Source organism: Paraburkholderia franconis, from assembly GCF_009362735.1.
In the GTDB taxonomy this organism is placed as follows: domain Bacteria; phylum Pseudomonadota; class Gammaproteobacteria; order Burkholderiales; family Burkholderiaceae; genus Paraburkholderia; species Paraburkholderia franconis.
Genome location: NZ_WHNP01000002.1, coordinates 79255 through 97613 on the forward strand (window position 1 = coordinate 79255; position 18359 = coordinate 97613).

The 18359-nt window shown below is 59.6% G+C and carries 24 protein-coding genes, 1 tRNA gene and 1 pseudogene; 19 read left to right on the forward strand and 7 right to left on the reverse strand.

The genetic code is table 11. The features are described 5' to 3' along the window. Positions 1-6 precede the first annotated feature (6 nt). From ybgC to GCT13_RS48120, 11 genes are all read left to right on the forward strand, one after another. On the forward strand, positions 7-477 hold the full coding sequence (gene ybgC / locus GCT13_RS02160; protein ID WP_152755142.1) for a tol-pal system-associated acyl-CoA thioesterase: 471 nt from the start codon (positions 7-9) through the stop codon (positions 475-477). 165 nt (positions 478-642) lie between these two features. After that, entirely contained in the window at positions 643-1320 is a 678-nt protein-coding gene (gene tolQ / locus GCT13_RS02165) for a protein TolQ (RefSeq protein WP_012401829.1), read from the forward strand. Positions 1321-1330: 10 nt separating this feature from the next. Further along, entirely contained in the window at positions 1331-1777 is a 447-nt protein-coding gene (tolR, locus tag GCT13_RS02170; RefSeq protein ID WP_152755143.1) for a protein TolR, read from the forward strand. Further along, positions 1774-2787 (forward strand): cell envelope integrity protein TolA, encoded by a 1014-nt coding sequence (gene tolA / locus GCT13_RS02175; RefSeq protein ID WP_152755144.1) that lies wholly within the window; start codon positions 1774-1776, stop codon positions 2785-2787. Before tolR ends, tolA begins: the two co-directional genes overlap by 4 nt. Positions 2788-2913: 126 nt before the next feature. Further along, the gene (gene tolB / locus GCT13_RS02180; RefSeq protein ID WP_152755145.1) at positions 2914-4206 is read left to right on the forward strand and encodes a Tol-Pal system beta propeller repeat protein TolB; all 1293 of its coding nucleotides are present in this window, start codon (positions 2914-2916) and stop codon (positions 4204-4206) included. Positions 4207-4225: 19 nt separating this feature from the next. Continuing rightward, complete coding sequence (pal, locus tag GCT13_RS02185; RefSeq protein WP_152755146.1) at positions 4226-4732, forward strand: peptidoglycan-associated lipoprotein Pal; 507 nt, start codon at positions 4226-4228, stop codon at positions 4730-4732. A gap of 15 nt (positions 4733-4747) precedes the next feature. Continuing rightward, on the forward strand, positions 4748-5497 hold the full coding sequence (gene ybgF, locus GCT13_RS02190) for a tol-pal system protein YbgF (protein ID WP_152755147.1): 750 nt from the start codon (positions 4748-4750) through the stop codon (positions 5495-5497). A gap of 209 nt (positions 5498-5706) precedes the next feature. Beyond that, positions 5707-6732 carry an IS110 family RNA-guided transposase gene (locus tag GCT13_RS02195; protein WP_152755148.1) on the forward strand — a complete coding sequence of 342 codons (1026 nt, stop codon included), beginning with the start codon at positions 5707-5709 and terminating at the stop codon, positions 6730-6732. 372 nt (positions 6733-7104) lie between these two features. Next, a tRNA-Lys gene (locus tag GCT13_RS02200) sits at positions 7105-7180 on the forward strand. 316 nt (positions 7181-7496) lie between these two features. Then, positions 7497-7871, forward strand: a complete 375-nt coding sequence (locus GCT13_RS02205; protein ID WP_152755149.1) for a hypothetical protein — start codon at positions 7497-7499, stop codon at positions 7869-7871. A gap of 112 nt (positions 7872-7983) precedes the next feature. Next, positions 7984-8202, forward strand: coding sequence for a hypothetical protein (locus tag GCT13_RS48120; RefSeq protein WP_193727558.1), 219 nt, complete (start codon positions 7984-7986; stop codon positions 8200-8202). Between the two features lie 141 nt (positions 8203-8343). Here the strand turns inward: GCT13_RS48120 and GCT13_RS02215 are convergent, their stop codons facing one another. The 3 genes and pseudogenes from GCT13_RS02215 to GCT13_RS02225 form a co-directional block, all read right to left on the reverse strand. Further along, positions 8344-8658: a hypothetical protein gene (locus tag GCT13_RS02215; RefSeq protein ID WP_152755150.1), complete on the reverse strand. Its 315-nt coding sequence runs from the start codon at positions 8656-8658 to the stop codon at positions 8344-8346. A 444-nt stretch (positions 8659-9102) separates the two neighbouring features. Further along, positions 9103-9414: pseudogene (locus GCT13_RS02220) on the reverse strand (type I restriction enzyme endonuclease domain-containing protein); the annotation flags it as partial. Positions 9415-9452: 38 nt separating this feature from the next. Further along, positions 9453-9794, reverse strand: a complete 342-nt coding sequence (locus tag GCT13_RS02225) for a hypothetical protein (RefSeq protein WP_152755151.1) — start codon at positions 9792-9794, stop codon at positions 9453-9455. A gap of 74 nt (positions 9795-9868) precedes the next feature. On the opposite strand from GCT13_RS02225, the gene GCT13_RS02230 reads away from it, so the two are divergent. Together GCT13_RS02230 and GCT13_RS02235 are read left to right on the forward strand one after the other, a co-directional pair. Next, positions 9869-10396, forward strand: a complete 528-nt coding sequence (locus GCT13_RS02230; protein WP_152755152.1) for a phasin family protein — start codon at positions 9869-9871, stop codon at positions 10394-10396. A 215-nt stretch (positions 10397-10611) separates the two neighbouring features. After that, positions 10612-10872, forward strand: a complete 261-nt coding sequence (locus tag GCT13_RS02235; protein ID WP_152755153.1) for a hypothetical protein — start codon at positions 10612-10614, stop codon at positions 10870-10872. A gap of 47 nt (positions 10873-10919) precedes the next feature. Here the strand turns inward: GCT13_RS02235 and GCT13_RS02240 are convergent, their stop codons facing one another. Further along, positions 10920-11333, reverse strand: coding sequence for a Uma2 family endonuclease (locus tag GCT13_RS02240; RefSeq protein WP_321574164.1), 414 nt, complete (start codon positions 11331-11333; stop codon positions 10920-10922). Positions 11334-11378: 45 nt separating this feature from the next. Between GCT13_RS02240 and GCT13_RS02245 the strand changes: the two genes are divergently transcribed. Then, positions 11379-11588 (forward strand): hypothetical protein, encoded by a 210-nt coding sequence (locus tag GCT13_RS02245; RefSeq protein ID WP_152755155.1) that lies wholly within the window; start codon positions 11379-11381, stop codon positions 11586-11588. A 108-nt stretch (positions 11589-11696) separates the two neighbouring features. On the opposite strand, the gene GCT13_RS02250 is transcribed toward GCT13_RS02245, so the two are convergent. Continuing rightward, positions 11697-12446, reverse strand: a complete 750-nt coding sequence (locus GCT13_RS02250) for a haloacid dehalogenase type II (RefSeq protein ID WP_152755156.1) — start codon at positions 12444-12446, stop codon at positions 11697-11699. Positions 12447-12576: 130 nt separating this feature from the next. Between GCT13_RS02250 and GCT13_RS02255 the strand changes: the two genes are divergently transcribed. Next, positions 12577-12999, forward strand: a complete 423-nt coding sequence (locus tag GCT13_RS02255) for a recombinase family protein (protein WP_152755157.1) — start codon at positions 12577-12579, stop codon at positions 12997-12999. A gap of 554 nt (positions 13000-13553) precedes the next feature. Here the strand turns inward: GCT13_RS02255 and GCT13_RS02260 are convergent. Then, positions 13554-13919 (reverse strand): hypothetical protein, encoded by a 366-nt coding sequence (locus GCT13_RS02260; protein WP_152755158.1) that lies wholly within the window; start codon positions 13917-13919, stop codon positions 13554-13556. A 161-nt stretch (positions 13920-14080) separates the two neighbouring features. Here GCT13_RS02260 and GCT13_RS02265 point away from each other — a divergent pair, with 161 nt between their 5' ends. The 3 genes from GCT13_RS02265 to GCT13_RS02275 are packed head-to-tail and all read left to right on the forward strand — an operon-like array spanning position 14081 to position 17439. Next, entirely contained in the window at positions 14081-15649 is a 1569-nt protein-coding gene (locus tag GCT13_RS02265; protein ID WP_321574149.1) for a recombinase family protein, read from the forward strand. Next, positions 15618-16523 carry a plasmid partitioning protein RepB C-terminal domain-containing protein gene (locus GCT13_RS02270; protein WP_152755160.1) on the forward strand — a complete coding sequence of 302 codons (906 nt, stop codon included), beginning with the start codon at positions 15618-15620 and terminating at the stop codon, positions 16521-16523. The genes GCT13_RS02265 and GCT13_RS02270 overlap by 32 nt, the downstream gene beginning before the upstream one ends. Further along, positions 16510-17439 carry a plasmid partitioning protein RepB C-terminal domain-containing protein gene (locus tag GCT13_RS02275; RefSeq protein WP_152755161.1) on the forward strand — a complete coding sequence of 310 codons (930 nt, stop codon included), beginning with the start codon at positions 16510-16512 and terminating at the stop codon, positions 17437-17439. Before GCT13_RS02270 ends, GCT13_RS02275 begins: the two co-directional genes overlap by 14 nt. A 247-nt stretch (positions 17440-17686) precedes the next feature. Here the strand turns inward: GCT13_RS02275 and GCT13_RS51120 are convergent, their stop codons facing one another. Beyond that, on the reverse strand, positions 17687-18052 hold the full coding sequence (locus tag GCT13_RS51120) for a hypothetical protein (protein ID WP_152755162.1): 366 nt from the start codon (positions 18050-18052) through the stop codon (positions 17687-17689). On the opposite strand from GCT13_RS51120, the gene GCT13_RS50460 reads away from it, so the two are divergent. Further along, positions 17960-18346 (forward strand): helix-turn-helix domain-containing protein, encoded by a 387-nt coding sequence (locus tag GCT13_RS50460; protein ID WP_152755163.1) that lies wholly within the window; start codon positions 17960-17962, stop codon positions 18344-18346. The genes GCT13_RS51120 and GCT13_RS50460 overlap by 93 nt on opposite strands. Positions 18347-18359: the final 13 nt, after the last annotated feature.

Consider the following 18359-nt stretch of genomic DNA (forward strand, 5'->3'; position numbering starts at 1 on the left):
AAACTGATGAATATGTCTGACAGTCAGCCTGGCGCCGAAATTGGCTTTATCTGGCCGATTCGCGTGTATTACGAAGACACCGACGCTGGCGGCATCGTGTTTTACACAAACTACCTGAAGTTTTTTGAGCGTGCCCGCACCGAATGGCTGCGGGCATGCGGCGTCGATCAACGCAAGCTGGCCGAACAAACGGGCGCGCTTTTCGTCGTGCGTAGCACCGCGCTCGACTATCGAGCCCCCGCGCGGCTCGACGACATGCTGCGCATCGTCAGCCGGATCGAGCGGATTGGCCGCGCGTCGGTGGATTTCGTCCAGGAAGCCTGGCGTGGCGACACGCTGCTGGCCACGGGCACGATCCGCGTGGGCTTTGTCGACTCGACGGCGATGAAACCGACCGCCATTCCTCCGCCCGTGCTCGCCGCGCTGCGGCGCGGACCGGACTCAAACGCCGCCAGCGTGTCAACGGCAGGTATTTAAGTGCCGTTGTTACCTGGACAGTGAACTCGTAACGGTCACAACAAGACCAAGCATGGTTCGGCGAAGGCCCCGCCGAAGCTTCCGGTTTGTCGACTGAATGCCAACCGACCGCTTCGAACCACCTTGCAGCCGGATGCCCCTCACGGGACGTTACAGCGAACCTTTATGAACACTACTCAAGATCTTTCGATCATTTCTCTTGTTCTCAATGCGAGCCTGCTGGCGCAGGCGGTGATGGCGCTGTTGCTGCTGCTGTCGCTGATGTCGTGGACTTTCATCTTCCGCAAGTGGTTTGCGATTCGCCGCGCGCGGGCGCAGACTGAACGTTTCGAACGTGATTTCTGGTCGGGCGGCGACCTGCAGGCGCTGTACCAGAGCGCCGCGAACAACCGTCACACGATCGGGGCGCTCGAACGTATCTTCGAATCGGGCATGCGTGAGTTTCTGAAAGGCAAGGAAAAGCGGATCAACGATCCGGGCGCGATTCTCGACGGCGCGCGCCGCGCCATGCGCGCCGCATTCCAGCGCGAAATGGACGTGCTCGAAGCCAACCTCGCGTTCCTCGCATCCGTCGGTTCTGTCAGCCCGTATATCGGTCTTTTCGGCACGGTGTGGGGCATCATGAATGCGTTCCGCGGCCTCGCGAACGTCCAGCAGGCGACGCTCGCGAACGTCGCGCCCGGCATCGCCGAAGCGCTGACGGCAACGGCCATCGGTCTTTTTGCCGCCATTCCCGCCGTCGTCGCGTACAACCGCTACGCGCACGACATCGATCGCCTCGCGATCCGCTTCGAAACCTTCATCGAAGAGTTCTCGAACATCCTGCAACGTCAGGCCCATTAAGGAGTCCACGATGGCCGGTTCAGTTCGTTCCAGCATGCGCGGCAGCCGCTCGCGCCGCGCGATGGCCGACATCAACGTCGTGCCGTACATCGACGTGATGCTCGTGCTGCTCGTGATCTTCATGGTGACGGCCCCGCTCGTCGCGCCGTCGATCGTGAACCTGCCGACTGTCGGCGGTGCCGCGCCTCAGCAGCAGACGCCGCCCGTCGTCGTCAACATCCGTGCGGACGGCAACATGAGCGTCCGCTACAAGGACGACGCAGGCACGACCCAGCAGGAGACGATGACGCAGGCCAACCTGCGCAGCTTCGTCACCGACCGTGAGGCATCGCATCCCGATCAGCCTGTCGTGATCGCCGCAGACAAGACCGTGAAATATGAAGTCGTGATGAACGTGATGTCCGACCTGAAGGCTCGCGGCGTCAAGCGCGTTGGATTGCTCGTCAAATCGCAATGATCCGCCGACCGAAAAACGTCTATCCGCTGCAACCGCCGCGCGAGCGCGGCACGGGGCGCGCGTTCGCGCTCGCCGCGCTGATGCACGTGCTTCTCGGGTTCTTCCTGTATCACGGCATCCACTGGCAGAACAGCACGCCCGCGGGCGCGGAAGCCGAACTGTGGACGCAGGTGCCGGATACGCCGGCGCCCCGCCCCGCTCCGGCGCCGCCCGCGCCTGTGAAGCCCGCGCCTCAGGTCAACGACGAAGAGGCTGACATCGCGCTGCAGGAAAAGAAGCGTAAACAGCAGGAAGCCCAGCGTCAGGCGGAACTCGCCGAGCAGCAGCGTCAACAGAAATTGCAGGCCCAGCAGGAAGCGGAAGCGAAGCGCCAGCAGCAGCTGGCCGCCGATCAGGCAGCGGCCGCCGCGGCCGCGAAGCTCAAGCAGCAGCAACAACAACAGCAGCAAGCCGAAAGGTTGAAGCAGCAGCAACTGGCCCAGCAGAAGCAGGACCAGTTGAAGAAGCAGCAGGAAGAGCAGCAGAAGGAACAGCAAGCGAAGCAGGCCCAGGCCGAAGTGGCCAAGGCTGAGGCGGCGAAAGCCGCGAAGGCCAAGGCACAGGCGCAGGCCGAAGCCGCGAAGAAGCTCGACGCGGAACGCCGCGAGCGTCTCGCCGCGATGCAGGGTATGGCGGGCGGCGAAGGCTCGACGGGCAACGGTCTCGCGAAGAGCGGCACGGGCAGCGGCGCGGGCGGCAACGCCACGTCGCCGGGCTATGCGGAAAAGGTGCAGCGCCGCGTGCGTCCGAACATCATCTGGTCGGGCGACACGGCGGGGCTCGAAACCGTGGTTGACGTCCGCTGCGCGCCGACGGGCACGTTGCTGAGCGCGACGATCAGGCGCAGCAGCGGCAACTCGGCGTGGGACGACGCCGCGTTGCGCGCCGTCCAGCGCTCGGACCCGATGCCGCAGGACGTCAACGGCAAAACGCCCGCGAGCTTTACGATCACACTGCGTCCAGCCGCCTGAACGCGTTGAACCACGCTGAACGGTCCGCCCGCCTTACAGGTAGGCGACCGGGAACGATTTCTGCGTATGGCGGTCTGTTTGTAATCCTGGAGTGTTAGAAATTTGTTTTTGGGGAATTTATACAGAATGAGTTTGATGACCAAGCTAGGCCTGCGAGCGCTCGTAGCGTCGTGCCTGATCGCCGCCGGCGGTGCCGCCCATGCACAACTCAACGTCCTCGTGACGGGCGTAGGGTCCACCCAGTTCCCGATTGCCACGGCAAATTTTGCCAACGAGGCAAATTCTCCCCAGCAGATTAGCGCGATCGTCCGTCAGGACCTTCAGCGCAGCGGTAAATTCACCAACATCGACGCCGGTGGCGCGCCCGTTTCGGAAAGCGATTCGGTCGATCTCGGCGCGTGGAAGGCCAAGGGTGCGGACGCATTCGTTGCGGGCAGCGTCACGCGTCTGCCGAACGGCCAGTACCAGGTTCGCTTCAAGCTGTACGACACGGTCAAGCAGCAGAACCTCGGCGGCCTGGAGCTGACCAGTCCGGAAAGCGGCCTGCGCATGAGCGCGCACAAGGTCGCGGACTATATCTATGCGAAGTTGATGGGCGGCCGTGGCGTGTTCGCGACGCGCCTGTCATATGTGATCAAGACGGGCGGCCGCTACCAGCTGCAGATTTCGGATTCGGACGGCCAGGACGCGCACATCGCGCTCTCCAGCCCTGAGCCGATCATTTCGCCCGCCTGGTCGCCGGACGGCACGAAGGTTGCGTACGTGTCGTTCGAAAGAAAGAAGCCGATCGTCTACATCCACGATCTGCCGACGGGCCGCCGCGTCGTCGTGTCCGATCAGAAGGGCAACAACAGCGCGCCGGCCTGGTCGCCTGACGGCCGCACGCTCGCCGTCGCCCTGTCGCGCACCGGCAATACGCAGATTTTCGCCGTCAACGCCGACGGCAGTGGCCTGCGCCGTCTGACGCAAGGCACCTCGATCGATACTGAGCCGTCGTACTCTCCCGACGGCCAGTGGATCTATTTCACCAGCGACCGCGGCGGCCAGCCGCAAATCTACAAGATGCCGGCCAGCGGCGAAGGCTCGGGCGGCGCGCAGCGCGTGACATTCAGCGGGAACTACAATACGAGTCCGCGCGTGAGCGCAGACGGTAAGCAACTCGCATACATCTCGCGCACGGGTGGGGGCTTCAAGCTGTACATCCAGGATCTGCAGTCGGGCGTCGCGACGGCGCTCACCGATACGACACATGACGAATCGCCGAGCTTCGCGGCGAATGGTCAGTACATCCTTTACGCCACTCAGGTGAACGGCCGTGGCGTGTTGGCCGCAGTTTCGACCGACGGTCGTACGCGGCAGGTCCTGTCCGTTCAGGGGGGCAGCGTGCGCGAGCCTTCCTGGGGCCCGTTTATGCAATAACACACAAGGAGAGTGAAGCATGATGTCCAAACTTCGTATCGCGTTTGCCGTGACCATGGTCGGGGCGCTGGCTGCCTGTCATTCGGGCGTCAAGCTCGACGAGAACGCCAATAAGGGCGGCGGAGGCGCGCAACCTAACCCGAACGATGTCGCGACGGTGAACGTCGATCCGTTGAACGATCCGAACAGCCCGCTCGCGAAGCGCAGCATCTATTTCGATTTCGACAGCTACTCGGTCAAGGACGACTACCAGCCGCTGCTGCAGCAACACGGGCAGTACCTGAAGAGCCATCCGCAGCGTCACATTCTGATCCAAGGCAACACGGACGAGCGCGGCACGAGCGAGTACAACCTGGCACTCGGCCAGAAGCGTGCTGAAGCGGTCCGCCGCGCGCTGTCGCTGCAGGGCGTTCAGGATTCGGAAATGGAAGCCGTGAGCCTCGGCAAGGAAAAGCCGGTGGCATCGGGTCATGACGAAGCGTCGTGGGCGCAGAACCGCCGCGCCGACCTCGTCTATCAACAGTAATAGGTGGCAAGCCGTATGACGCACCGTTTCTCCTGGCTGCGCATGGCCGCAGCCGCTTGCGTCGCAGGGACGGCCGCGATGGCCCTGCCCGCTCACGCAGGCATGTTCGACGACGATCAGGCTCGCCAGGCGATCCTCGATCTGCGCAGCAAGACTGATAGTCTGTCGAGCCAGTTGTCGGCGGCTCAACGCACGATCCTCGATCAATCCAACCGTCTCGACCAGCTGAACCAGCAGGTCGCGACGCTGCGTGGGCAGAACGAGGACCTCGCCAATCAGCTCGCCACGTTGCAGAAGCAGCAGAAGGACTACTACACCGACCTCGACGGTCGTCTGAAGAAGTTCGAGCCGCAGCAACAGACGGTCGACGGCGTCCAGGGCACCGTGCAGCCCGGTGAAACGGAAGCGTTCAACGCGGCTTCGCAGCAGTTCCGCAATGGGGACTTCAAGAACGCGGCGACATCGTTCCGCAGCTTTATTGCGAAGTACCCGCAAAGCCCGTATCAGCCGACGGCGCAGTACTGGCTCGGCAACGCGCTGTACGCGCTGCGCGACTACAAGGGTTCGACGACCGTCTGGCAGGGCGTCGTGCAGAAGTATCCGCAGCATCCGCGCGCGCCGGAAGCCTTGCTGGCAATCGCGAACAATCAGCTCGAACAAGGGCAGAAGGCCGCCGCCAGAAAAACGCTCGAGCAGATCGTCGCGCAATACGGCGGGTCCGATGTCGCGCAGTCTGCGCAAAGCAAGCTTTCGCAGATCAAGTGATTTCGCGGCGTCCGGATTGTGCCGGGCGCCCGGTTGCTGGATGTAGACGCAGTAAAACACGCAGTGTCGAGGTTCGATCACCGGTACGCGTGCCTCTCGCTGGAAGGCCCGGGACTTCGCGGTTTCGGGCTTTAATGAGATGGTCAGCCTGACCGAAACAGCCCGATCGGCTTACGCTGATCGGGCTGTTTCCTTTTCGGGAGATCGTCATGGACACCATCTCGTTGATCGGAATCGATCTTGGCAAGCATTGCTTTCACCTGCACGCCCAGTCGGCATCGGGTCGTACGGTTTTGCGCAAGAAGCTCACGCGCAAGCAGATGTTCACGCTGCTCAGCAATGTTCCGAGTTGCACCGTGGCGATGGAAGCTTGTGCCGGCGCTCACTGGGTCGCGCGCCGGCTCCAGGCACTGGGACATCAGGCCAGACTGATCTCGCCGCAGTACGTCAAGCCTTTCCTGCAAGGCAACAAGAACGATTTCGCCGATGCGCAAGCGATCTGCGAGGCCGCGTCGCGCCCGAGCATGCGGTTCGTCAGCCCGCACAACGAGACACAGCAGATGATCTCAGCCCTACACCGGGTGCGCGAGGCCCTGGTACGCGACCGTACCGGCACGGTCAATCAGATTCATGCATTTCTACTGGAGTTTGGGGTGAGTCTGCCCAAGGGGGCGGCGGTCATTCGCCGGCTACCAGGTGTACTGGCCGCGTATGATCTGCCACCGCAGTTGGTCGCGCTGCTTGAGCGTCTGCAGGCGCATTTCAAATACCTGGATGAGCAGGTCAGGCAGATCGAGAGCGAACTGATCCGGCAGCTTCGAGAGGATGAGCGTAGCCAGCGCCTGCTGGAGATTCCGGGCATCGGCCCGATCACGGCCAGCGTGCTGGCAACGGAATTGGGCGATGTCCGGCAATTCGCTTGCGCACGCCAGTTCGCGGCCTCTATCGGGCTCGTCCCGCGCCAATACAGTACCGGCGGCAAGCCAACGCTGCTGGGCATCAGCAAGCGCGGCGACAAGAATTTGAGACGACTGCTGGTGCAGTGCGCACGCACCGTCATGCTGCAAATCGAGCGGCGCACCGACCGCCTGGGCATCTGGGTTCGCGGCCTGCTAACGCGACGGCATTCCAACGTGGTCGCCTGTGCACTGGCCAATAAACTGGCGAGGATCGCCTGGGCCATCCTCGCCAAAGGCACGCACTACCAGGGCGAACAGGCTGTAGCAGCAGCCTGACGTCACCACGTCGCTCATATCGTCCGATTTACCTAGTCACTTCTGGTTTTGCGACGCGAAATACGTGAAGACATAAACGGCTCAACGGCCGGGCAAGCAACCTGAAAAAAACACCAGCGCTCCGATGCTGCGGCTTTTATGAGGTTTGCCCGGCGCGGCTCTCATCATGGCGCGGGGAACGCGTTCTCATCACGACGCCGGATAGATTTGCGCATGCCCAATTTACGTCAACACCGACTCGCTTGCAAAAGTCAGGCTGACCATAGATTCCTTTTTTGAGCTTCTGCTTTTCGGGCTGCCCGTCGGCGGCCGATTTGCTCGGCGTATTCTTGACAGCTCCTCTCTTCGCCGATATAATTTTCCTTCTCTTTTGGGTCGTTAGCTCAGCTGGTAGAGCAGCGGACTTTTAATCCGTTGGTCACTGGTTCGAATCCAGTACGGCCTACCAAAGATTACCAGCGGGAAATCAAGGGCTTGCAGACGCAAGCCCTTTTTGTTTGCGCGCGCAACGGCTACGGGAGGCAGCGCGGGAGGCACACTCAAGTGCGCCTGACTGCGGCCCACTGCGCCTCCACGCGCCATGAAAGGGGAGACGACCACGCATAGGTCGTTCTAAACGGTTGCTCTGGCCACCCCAAGGAGCAGTCCATGCAGCACCCTGTCCCGTCTTTTGACACCCCTGTCGGCCCGTGCGAATCCGCGCGAGCCCCCTTTCGCGTCACCTCGCGTGCCGTGCGTCTTCACTCCACCCCGAGGAGCTGACCATGGCGAGCATCTACCGCCATCGCGCCGCCTGGCAGGCGATCGTCACCGTCAACGGCCGCAACCAGAAGAAGAACTTCCCGACCTACGCCGAGGCGAAGGCATGGGCCGCCCGCCTCGAGGCGGACCTCGAGCGGGCGCACGCGCCGCATCTCGGCGGGCCGGCGAAAACGTCGGTCGCCCGCATGCTGTTCGAGTCGAAGCTCTACAGCATCGGCAAGGACGGCATCAAGCAGGAACTGTCGCGCATCAACCGCTACTGCGAGCCGGCGGGACTGCCGGCGTTCGTGCTGGTCAGGGACCCGGACGGACGGCGCGTGCTGCGCACCGTACCGCGCGTGCGAGCGCGCCGGGCTGGACGATTTTGTTTTCCATGACACCCGTCACACGGGCACGACCCGTCACGCGCGCCGGCTGCGCAGCACGCACCTGCTCAGGAAACTGACCGGGCACCTCTCCGATGCAATGCTCGGCTGCTATGTGCACTTCATGGATGACGATGTGCTCAGCGCGCAGGACGCCACCGAAGCCCCGCCTTCCCCGCCCGCCACCCCGGCCGTCGAGGCGGACCGTACCACGGCGCCCGCCCCGACACAGTCGCCGGCGGTCGCGGTACCGGTGCAGGCGAGCGGCGAAGCCGGCGCACGGCAAGACGGCGCGTCCGGTGTCGTGCGGGTCGATTTCCGTAATCGCCGACGCGCCGCCTGACCGCCGCCATCAGTGCCAGAAGCTGCACGAACGGCAGGGACGGTACCGAATCGCACCCTGTCGACCTCATGGGACATGGGTGCCATTCCGCTCGCAAGCTCCGGTGCGCGGAACCCGCCGCGATAGCGCCTGGCGCGCAGTCTATGCTTCGTTGAGGACGTGTCGCCTGACGAGTTGAACCTGATGCTCGACGATGCCCCTGAGGTCAGCCGGGCCACCGTCGAATGGCGCATCGTTCGACGCAGCGTTGCCCTCGTGATTCTCACTGGCAGCGCGCTTCAGGAACAGGCGCGAGCCAGGCGACTCCACACGGATTACACGGGTCTCCCGGCCGTCGGTCGTGACGCGGTCACGGAACCAGCACACGACGCGACCCGTCTGTTCACTCTGACAGACCTGGAGCTCCAGCGCGTCGGCCATTGACTCAAGGCACGTTCTGACATCATCGAGGGTCATTCCCATGGTTCGTTCGCATCAACTTGAAGAGCGTAATTGTCGGTGTGCGATGGTGTCCAGCGCAAGCAACACGGCATTCGCCCCTTTACCATGACTTGGACCGCTGCATTCGCTGGTTAGCCTTCGTTGCCCTTTTCTCGGTGTTGTTTTTCACCGAGCACGGCCTGCCTGTCGTCCCTGAGCTTCTCCGGCACCTGTATGGTCGACGCCACCTGGTCCTTGTCGTCAATGTCATGGCCCGAGCGGTTGTTCGGGTCCTCGATAGGTGCCTGAAGGGCAGCCGTCGGGAACTTGTGACCGCATCCTGATGGAAGCCATCGAGCGGTTGATTTGTGAGGGGTTTGACCTGTCCGGCGTGAACGCACATCCGAACGCGACTAATGGGACGACGGCTGCCTAGATAATTGTTGCAGCCGCCCCCGTTCTCGGTAATTCGCATATATGTAGCGCGTGTTCTTTCTGCTCGTCCGTCAACGCCTTGTCAGCGCCATCATGCTTGATTAACGCCGCCTTCACGGCTTGCAGGAAAGCCAACTCGTCGCGATAAGCCAGCGCTTCGTCGAGCGTGCAGCACAATGCCAATGCCTTGCTTGCGGCAAGCACCGTGTCAGCGAAGCGCTTCTTGCCGTCGTCCTGGCCGAGCACGTGATTCGCTACCGCTAGTAGTAGTTGCCAAGCCTGGACGCGGAACGCCGCGTAATCGACGCCATGCAGCATGTCGTCCAACACGTCCATCTTTTCGGCGAGGACGGCCAGCACCTTGGTCACTTATCGTCATCGCTGAGCCCGAGGCATCAGCGTCGAACCTGTCCACAACGAATGTAGATGCGGGAATCGATGACCGGTTTGATAAACGACGACTGCTGCTTCACCTCGGGGACACGTATCTGATGCGACCGGCACGGGCCGGAGTTAGGCATCTGAAATTCATGCTGCATTTGCACACGCCCGCATAAAAGGCCATTAGGCGCCACATGGACCACTGCCTGCATCAGGGATTTCCCCAGATGACTGCTGCCCCACTCAACGCCTGCAAGGCCACGGCGCTGGTTGGCACCTTCCATGTTAACGGTCGAGTGCAACAGGGCGATTGACAATTTCGCACCTGCCTCTAGAATCAATTCGCTGCGTTGCAACAACGATTCCTACCCGCGATTTCGCGTTCCGTTCAACGGCCCGCTGGAATGTTCGCACCCTTATGGAGTTTGTGATGAGCACCCCCGACCTCAAGCAATCCTTCGCCGCGCAGAAAGCAGGTCTCGAAGCTATGTTTGACGTTCTGAACAAAGCTTTCGCGAGCATTGAAAAACTCGCTAGTCTGAATCTGCAGGTATTCAAATCAACCATCGTCAGAATTCAGGAAATCGCAGACAGGACCTTATCGACCAAAGACCCGCGGGAATTGTTTGAACTGCAGGCAGGTCAGGCGCAACCTGCAGTAGAAAAAGCGCAGTCGTACTGGCGGGACGTGTATGAAATCGAGTCGGGCACCCTGGCCGATTTCACAGAGACTCTCGACAAGCAGTTCAAACGTTACCAGCACGACTGGCAAGCGTTCCTTGAAAACCTCACGAAGAACGCGCCTGCTGGAAGCGAGGCCGCCTTGTCCGCATGGAAGTCCGCTATCGAAACGGCCAGTGCGACATTTGAAACTGCCCGGGAGGCGACGAAACAGGCGGCGCAGATTGCTGAAGGCGACGTCACGGCCGCGCTTGAGGCTCCAACCGAGGTCCGCTGAGCAAGCCGAAATCGTTGACCAAAAAATAGGCTGGTGAATGTCGGCCATAGAATTCAGAAGTTCCGGGCAGGTCCCGCTCATAATTTGAGCGGGTTCCTCTTACTCTCAGCGCGCGGCACCATTTCAGGTTATGCAATAAGTTGTCCTAACCGAGCAAATTGAATCGGCACAGCAAGATATCAAACGCGTCGCGCCCTGACCTATCAGAGTAGGACATGAAGAATTCGAACATGAAGTCGCTTCGCTATCAGGTGGAAAAATGGCTTGCGCCGGCTCCCACTGCACTTGTTCATGTCACCGAGTTCGGTCGTACACGCTGGGGCCGGACACGTTATGTGTGCGTCGAGACGTCATCATCTGCCGGTGTGCGCGTGTTTTTCTTTCGGCACGGTGATGGCACCTGGCACGTGTTTCCGCCCGCCGGGGACAGGCAGGAGCCGACGGCAGCACTCCCTGCGGCGCGGGAGACCAATTAGCTCGCACGCGCAGATGTGAGTACTGTTAGAAGGCAGACCAACCGGAGTTAGATTTCCCGCCAAGAATTAGCGGTGAAAGACGGCGCCAACTCTTCGAAGTACATTCGCTCGAGCGAGAGCGCTATCCCGAATGCCGAGGCTTGCAGCGGTCCATTCGCTCCCCAGAATTGCAGTTCTCCGCGCTGGCTCACGACAATGACCTCACGGGCGCCGCCCGCCAGGTAAGCCCTGACTCTGGGACCAATGTCTTGCGGCATCTTGCGGTCAAGGAGCACCTCGACACACAGGTCTGGCACAAACGGGACAGGGGCTTCCCGGTCAAACCCTTCCCACTTGTCCGGCGGCATCCAGACGACGTCAGGTACGCGGATGCCAAATGACGGGGTCGTCACGGCAATCGACATCGCCGTGACATGGCCAATCTGCTCGGCAATCTGGCGGTAGACGTCGGTCCCGTAGATTCCCTCAGTTCAGGGGCACTCTATCGCTCGGCCACAGGAGGTGATATGAAATTAGATGTTGAGACCTTCCGGCGACTGCGCCGTCTTGCTCCCGTCCTTGACGACATACTCAACGCAGGAGAGGTCGAGCACCCGGACCAGGCTGTGAATCTCGCGACGCTCGCACAACTGTGCTCGGAGCTATTCGACGCCTATCGCTGCATGCACCCGGACGAAACAGCACAAGCTCGCCTCGACGCTCTTGAGTCGCAATAACCAAACTGGGCGAATTTCGGTAGCGAAGATGCGATGTCCCTTCTTCACCTCCACTCTTCGAGTCAATGGTGACAGCGCCGCGGGTAGCTTGCTGATGAAGCAGCAAACCTATTGCCGCTTGCTCTGACCAACTCCCAGCATCATGTCCGCGAGCTCGATGAACGAACTCGCGACAAAATCCCACTGGCCTTCTGCAAACAGGTCTTTGGTTTGCCCTTCACCGTGCTCACGCGGACGCGAAACAAACGCCGTTTTCAGCCCGCACGCCTTCGCGGCTTTCAAGTCATCGTTGTGGGCAGCCACCATGCACAGTTCCGCCGGTTCAATCGCAAGCAGTTCCGCCGTATCGAGGTAAACAGAAGGAGCAGGCTTGTATGTGCGTACAACCTCTGCGCCGAGGATGGCGTCCCAAGGGATACCAGCGCGCTTGGCTATATCCAGCATCAGCCTGATGTTACCGTTCGACAACGGCGCAATGATGAATCGCTCCTTCAGCCGCGTAAGCCCGCGCACCGCATCAGGCCATGGGTCGAGCTTGTGCCAGGCGAGGTTGAGTTCGTCGAGCGACGCCGCCGGTATAGATCGAGGGTCTATGCCCAATGCCGTTAGCGCCTTGTCGAGGTTCTCCCGGTGTAGCACATCAAGTCGCGCAAATCCTCTGTTGCCGACTCGCACTTCCGCCATAGCTGGCACATATTCCCGTCGCCATGCATCGGCGAACTCAAACGGGTTGACCGTCAGTTTCTGCGAAGCGATGAACGTGGCAACCTCCCGCGCGACGCCACTTCTCCAGTCGACGACTGTTCCGAAGACGTCAAACACAAGTGCTTTGATACCCACGTCCCTAACGTTGCTCATGTTCGTCGCTCCGTAAGATAGAGTTGTTCGCTCTCGCATCGTGAATTTTTGATGACTTGCGTCAGCACCTCGTGACTTGGACTGCCAACAACCTCTCAATAAAGCAGCGTCACTTCCATCTGGGGCAACAATGTCCAGGGTGTCACAGTATTCCCCGTCATCAAGCATATGTCATGCGGCACAGTACATCCGCATGTCGACCGACTATCAGAAGTATTCCCCCGAAAATCAGAAGCTCGCCATCTCAGAGTTTGCCGCCCGTCAGAACATCGTAGTAGTTGCAACGTACGAGGACGCCGGAAAGAGCGGAGTGACTTTGCACGGCCGAACATCTATGGTCGCACCTCTACCAAACTCAACGCGAGGTGGAAGCGAAATCCGGAGACCGAATGGGTTCGCTCGCCAAATGCATTCGAAGCGGTCGTTGACCCATCGCTGTTTAAAGCCGCTCGGGACATACGCCGTCGGCGCACGAGGTTCCAAAGCGACGAAGAACTACTGGCAAGCCTTGAGGGTTTTGTGCAATCGACCGGCAAGGTTACCCAAAGGGTAATCGACCGAGAATGGACACTACCTGCTGGGCAGACGTACGCCCGGCGATTCGGCAGCATTCTCAACGCCTACTCACGCATCGGCTATGAGCCGGGCTGTCATGGAATGTCTTCGGAAGCGTTTCGGGCGACGCGGTCAGCACTTAACGCACGGGTCCGGTGTATTGCAGGTGAACTTCGAATCAGAGGACACTCGCTGACGTTTTCAGCCGATGGTGACACCATAACTGTCGATAACGAATTGAGCATCAGGTTTGTAGTGAGGCTCGTGCGTCACTACGATTGTCGAAGTCCGCGTTGGAAAGTGCGCTGGCCGCTTCGCTCGTCCCCTCATCTTCTTGCGGTAATACGACTCGACGCTGCATTCGCTTCGCTCGTCGACGTCACGTCTTCCCACGAGGCAGCCTGCCGCCGGGTAGAGAGTTGGCGATATTCGTTGGTAAGGGACGAGAGAGGATTCTCGAGAAGTTTCGATTCCCAGATGAAAGTATTCTGCTTGACCTGGCCCGCAGCCTGGTTGGCGTGCCAAGACCAACACGTGCCGACAGAAGCATGGTCACGATATCCACCCGATATTGACCAGGTGGTTGAGACATGTCTGGTAAATCTCCCGGGCCATTGCAACGCGAAAATCGACCCGCAGATTCTCAGTTATCAGCGTGGTGACTGTATCCCAGTCTAAAACTTCTGACGTGCTTTCGGCAACACGCTTCGCGAGGTCGAGAGCATAGCCGGACAGTCTGATTCTCTGCAGTAGGTCCGCTCCACCACCATTCTTCAAAAGCCATAGTCTCGTCGACTCGACGGTGTGTTGCGGCGACAGCCATTCATCCGTAATCGCCTTAGCCAGCAATTGTGAAATGACGAGGTAAGTCAACAGCTCCGCTCTTCCTCGCAGGTCGAGATTAAGTGGTGTGCTCATCACGCATACACCGAATTTAGCTACCTAGACATTCTAGTCTACTGATAGTACGTGTTCATTGACGCAACATTATCAAGATTCCGCGCCTTGACTTCGCCTTATAGCGGCGTATCAATAAATATCCCAGCCTCCCCCATTCCCCAATGCACGCGTCCACAGCCGTGGCCGATGTCGGCGTCCGCCTGCGCGCTGCGCAGTACGTACGCATGTCGACCGACCATCAGCAATATTCGCCCGAGAATCAGAAAACCGCGATTGCGGCGTATGCACGCGACCATGACATCGACATCGTCGAAACCTACGAGGATGACGGCCGCTCGGGCGTCACCCTTCGAAATCGCCCAGCGCTGATGAAATTGCTGAAGGACGTGCTCGACCGAACCAGGCCCTTCGATGCAGTCCTCGTCTACGACATCAGCCGATGGGGGCGATTTCAGGACGTCGATGAGAGCGCATACCATGAGTACCTCTGCCGCCAGGCAGGGGTCAAGGTGATCTATTGTGCCGAGCCTTTCGCGAACGACGGTTCACCCACGTCGAACATCATCAAGACTATCAAACGCGCGATGGCCGGCGAATTCAGCCGGGAACTATCGGAAAAGGTCTTCCTGGGACAGTCAAGACACGTCGAACACGGGTTCTGGCAGGGCTCGCCCCCGGGTTACGGGCTACGTCGCATGCTTGTCGACGCGAATCGCCAGCCTAAAGGTTGTCTGCGCTTTGCAGAACACAAGAGCATCCAGACCGACCACGTTGTACTCGTCCCCGGTCCTCCGAACGAAGTCGCACTGGTTCGAGAGATTTTCCATTGGTACGTGGACGACAAACTCGGGATTTACCGGATTGCCGCGAGACTCAATGCATTCGGCCTGTATAACGCCTATGGCCGTCCCTGGTCGAATGCCACCATTCACGAGTTGCTTCGAAACGAAAAATACGTTGGCAACATGGTCTGGAACCGTTGCTCACAAAAGCTGCACGGCACATATGTACGAAATCCTCCGTCACATTGGCTCCGGGCTGATGGAGCATTTGAGTCGATAGTAGACCCGCAGATATTCAACGCTGCCCAAACTCGCCTGAGGCGGTACCAGTCCGAAGTCGACACGCCGGAACTCCTCGCCAGCATATCCCGGCTTCTGCACGAGACAGGGCACTTGTCAGTGTGCGCAATCAAGAATCGACTGGATATACCGGGGAAATCAAGAGCGCGGCACCGGATTGCGTCGCTCGAGACACTCTATCGTAACGTCGGGTATTTTCCCGCTTTCGATATCGCATACGTGGACCATCGAATCCTGGCAAAAGAAACGATGGCGCAACAGGTGTCCGGCCTGATTGGACAGTTGGAGCAATCAGGACACCACGTCGAACACAACGCAAAGCTCTCGATGCTCTGTATCAACCATGAGCTCAGAATAAAGGTTTCGGTCACCCTGGGTCACAAGGAAAGTACTTTACAACCGTACGCAGTTGCCACGAAATCCCAGCGCTATCCCGCCGACTTGGTTCTGGTTGGGTATTTTCCCCGTCCCAGGTTGTCTCTCGAATGCTTTTACCTGCTGCCAGAGGGTGTTCTCGAAGACAGATTCGAGACAACCCTCTGCCACTCCCGTGTGCCCGGCGTAGACGGGTTCAGGATGCAAGACCTCTCCGCTCTTCTGACGCTTTGTGCACGTACAACAATTGAGGCGCTCCATGAATTCCCTGACGACAACGAGTATCGTTGATATTCCGCTCGACCGCATCCGGGTAATCAATCCACGCGGACGCGGAAAGAGGCAGCACCGGGCAATCGTCGAAAGCATAGCTTCAGTCGGGCTGAAACGGCCGATTACCGTCAGTCCACACAATGGACCCGACGGGGAAGTATCGTATGACCTTGTCTGCGGCCAGGGCCGAATTGAAGCGGTGCGCATGCTCGGTCATTCCACCATTCCAGCACGGGTGGTCGAAACCGACGAACGTGGCTGCCTTGAAATGAGCCTCGTCGAGAATGTCGCGCGACGCAATCACGCTCCGGTCGAACTTTTACGTGATGTCGACGGTTTGGTGAAGAGTGGACAACCGCTCGATGAAGTGGCAGCCAAAGTGGGGCTCTCGCTATCGTATCTGCAGAGTCTGCTCACCCTGCTAGGGCAAGGCGAAGAACGCCTCGTCGGGGCAGTCGAACGCGGCACATTGCCCGTCGGGCTCGCTATCTCGATTGCACGGTCAACAGATACAGAACTCCAGCTCGCACTGGCAGATGCGTACGCAGACGGAACCCTGAAGGCCCGACAACTCGCAGTCGTCCGTCGCATCATCGATCAAAGACTGAAGAACCGTGGATGTCAAAAGTCACGAACCCGTCCGGTTACTGCAAGAGGCGCGCTCAACTCAGAAACGCTACGCAAGATTTACGTCCGCGAAAGCGAACGACAACATCTTTTGATTAAGAAGGCCGATATGGTGCACGCCCAGCTCTCGTTGGTGGTCTCGTCATTACGAGAACTACTGCGAAACCCGGAATTTGTCGACCTCATGCGTCGGGAGAACCTTGCGAGCATGCCACGCGTGCTCGCCGACCGTATCAACGGAGTGAATAGCCATGAACCCGCATGACGATTCGCTACCCAGAGCCGTCCGGGCTGCGTTTGAAAGGCAAACGGTCGAGCTTCCTGTCGAGGTCCTGCGCCCCCATCGTCCACTTGTTGCGAGCGCCACTCACTGCAAGAAATTTCTGCAGGTACTCGCATCGGTGGCCACACTGGGTCTTGTCGAACCGCTTGTTGTCATTCAGGAGCGCGATACCGAAGGCAACTACGTGGTGCTGGACGGCCGCCTGAGGCTAGAGGCACTCCGTCGTCTTGGCAAGGAAAGCGCGATTTGCCTTTTTGCGACCGCAGACGAGACGTACACCTATAACCGGCATGTAAATCGCCTGACCGCCGGGCAGGACGCACGAATGATCGCGCAGGCGGTCAGGCGTGGAGTTTCTCAAGAGCGCATTGCAGCCGTACTCGGAGTTAATGAGCGGACCGTCAAGGCGAAAGTCAAATTGCTCACAGGCATCGGTCATGATGTGGCCGCACTTCTTGCAGACAAAAATTGCCCGGCCGCAACCTACGAAATATTGAAGTCCATGAGGCCGTTGCGTCAGCTTGAGGCGGCGGAACTGATGTGCAGCCAGGATAACTTCAGCTCGGCCTTTGCGCGAGCTATCAAACTGGCCACACCGTCGGAGCAACTGCTATATCCGCCAGCTTCGCACGACGGCGAAGACGAGGCGGCACACGAACAGATTGACCGTCTTGAGCGCGAAATTGCATCGCTTCAGTCGAAGGTGACTGACGTGGAAGAGCGCTATGGCGTGGAACACTTGCATCTGGCAGTCTCACTCAGCTATGTGACCGCGCTGCTCGAGAACAGAAACATCCGTAGCTGGTTGACAATCAACGCGCCAGGTCATTACGCAAATCTGCATGATTCAGTTACTTTAGCGGGTCTTCGTTCGCGGTCGCGAAAGGTAATGAGTTGAAACTGGGCCAATGCTGTGGAACGTCTCGATTGGCGCGGCACCTAACTGATGCTAGGCAGACCAGCGGATATGGTCACTATCGAAGCCTCCAAATAAAGTACTAAAGGGGGATACATCATGTTCAGCCTGGGTGGTGTTCGCACCGATAAAGCGATACCGTGAAGCGCCGGCAATACGAGAGCACCAAGAGACCAGTCAACTCGCGAGCGCGCTGTCGTTTTGATGTATTGGCAGAACAATTGCACCATCAACGGTTCAACGTGCGTCCCGACAGGCACGCTGAAAGTCCTGCAACATCAGCACCTTTCCCGCAGCGTCGAGCAACAGACGCCCAGCACCGAAGCCGCGCAACCATAAATTGCAGCGATAATCCCGCATGCCGCAAGAAAGTCACGATGCCCTTGAACCCGTACATCATCGCTGCCGCAGTGCCGGCGCCGAAGTAAATCAGCATCGGGACGGGAAGCCGCAACAGGCGTCCTGTACCGGGCCACGCACGACGCAGACGCTCCAGATCGTCGTGACAGTAGAGGTCGCGCTGACTGCGAGCACAGAAGAACAGTGTCGTATCGGGAGCGGCCGGGCGCGCGCTCAGGTCTGCGAGCATGGCCATGATCGGCGCGAGGCCGCTGCCGCCCGCGATGCGGACGACGGAACGGCCATCGTCGCGGAAGCCGAACGGGCCGGACCCGGACAACCACTTGCCTTGCGACAGGGCGATATCGCCGAGGCATTGAACGTCACTCGCGAGGCAGTCTCGACAGCCTTGCGCCGCTTCCGCCAAGCCGGCCTGATCGAAACCCGCTACCGTGCAATCGGCGTGATCGATCTCGAGACGCCGCGCTCGGGCGATATTACCGGCCTGTCACCACAACACATGCTGAGTGCTTCGACTGAAGTGCTTTGACGAGAACGCCGGC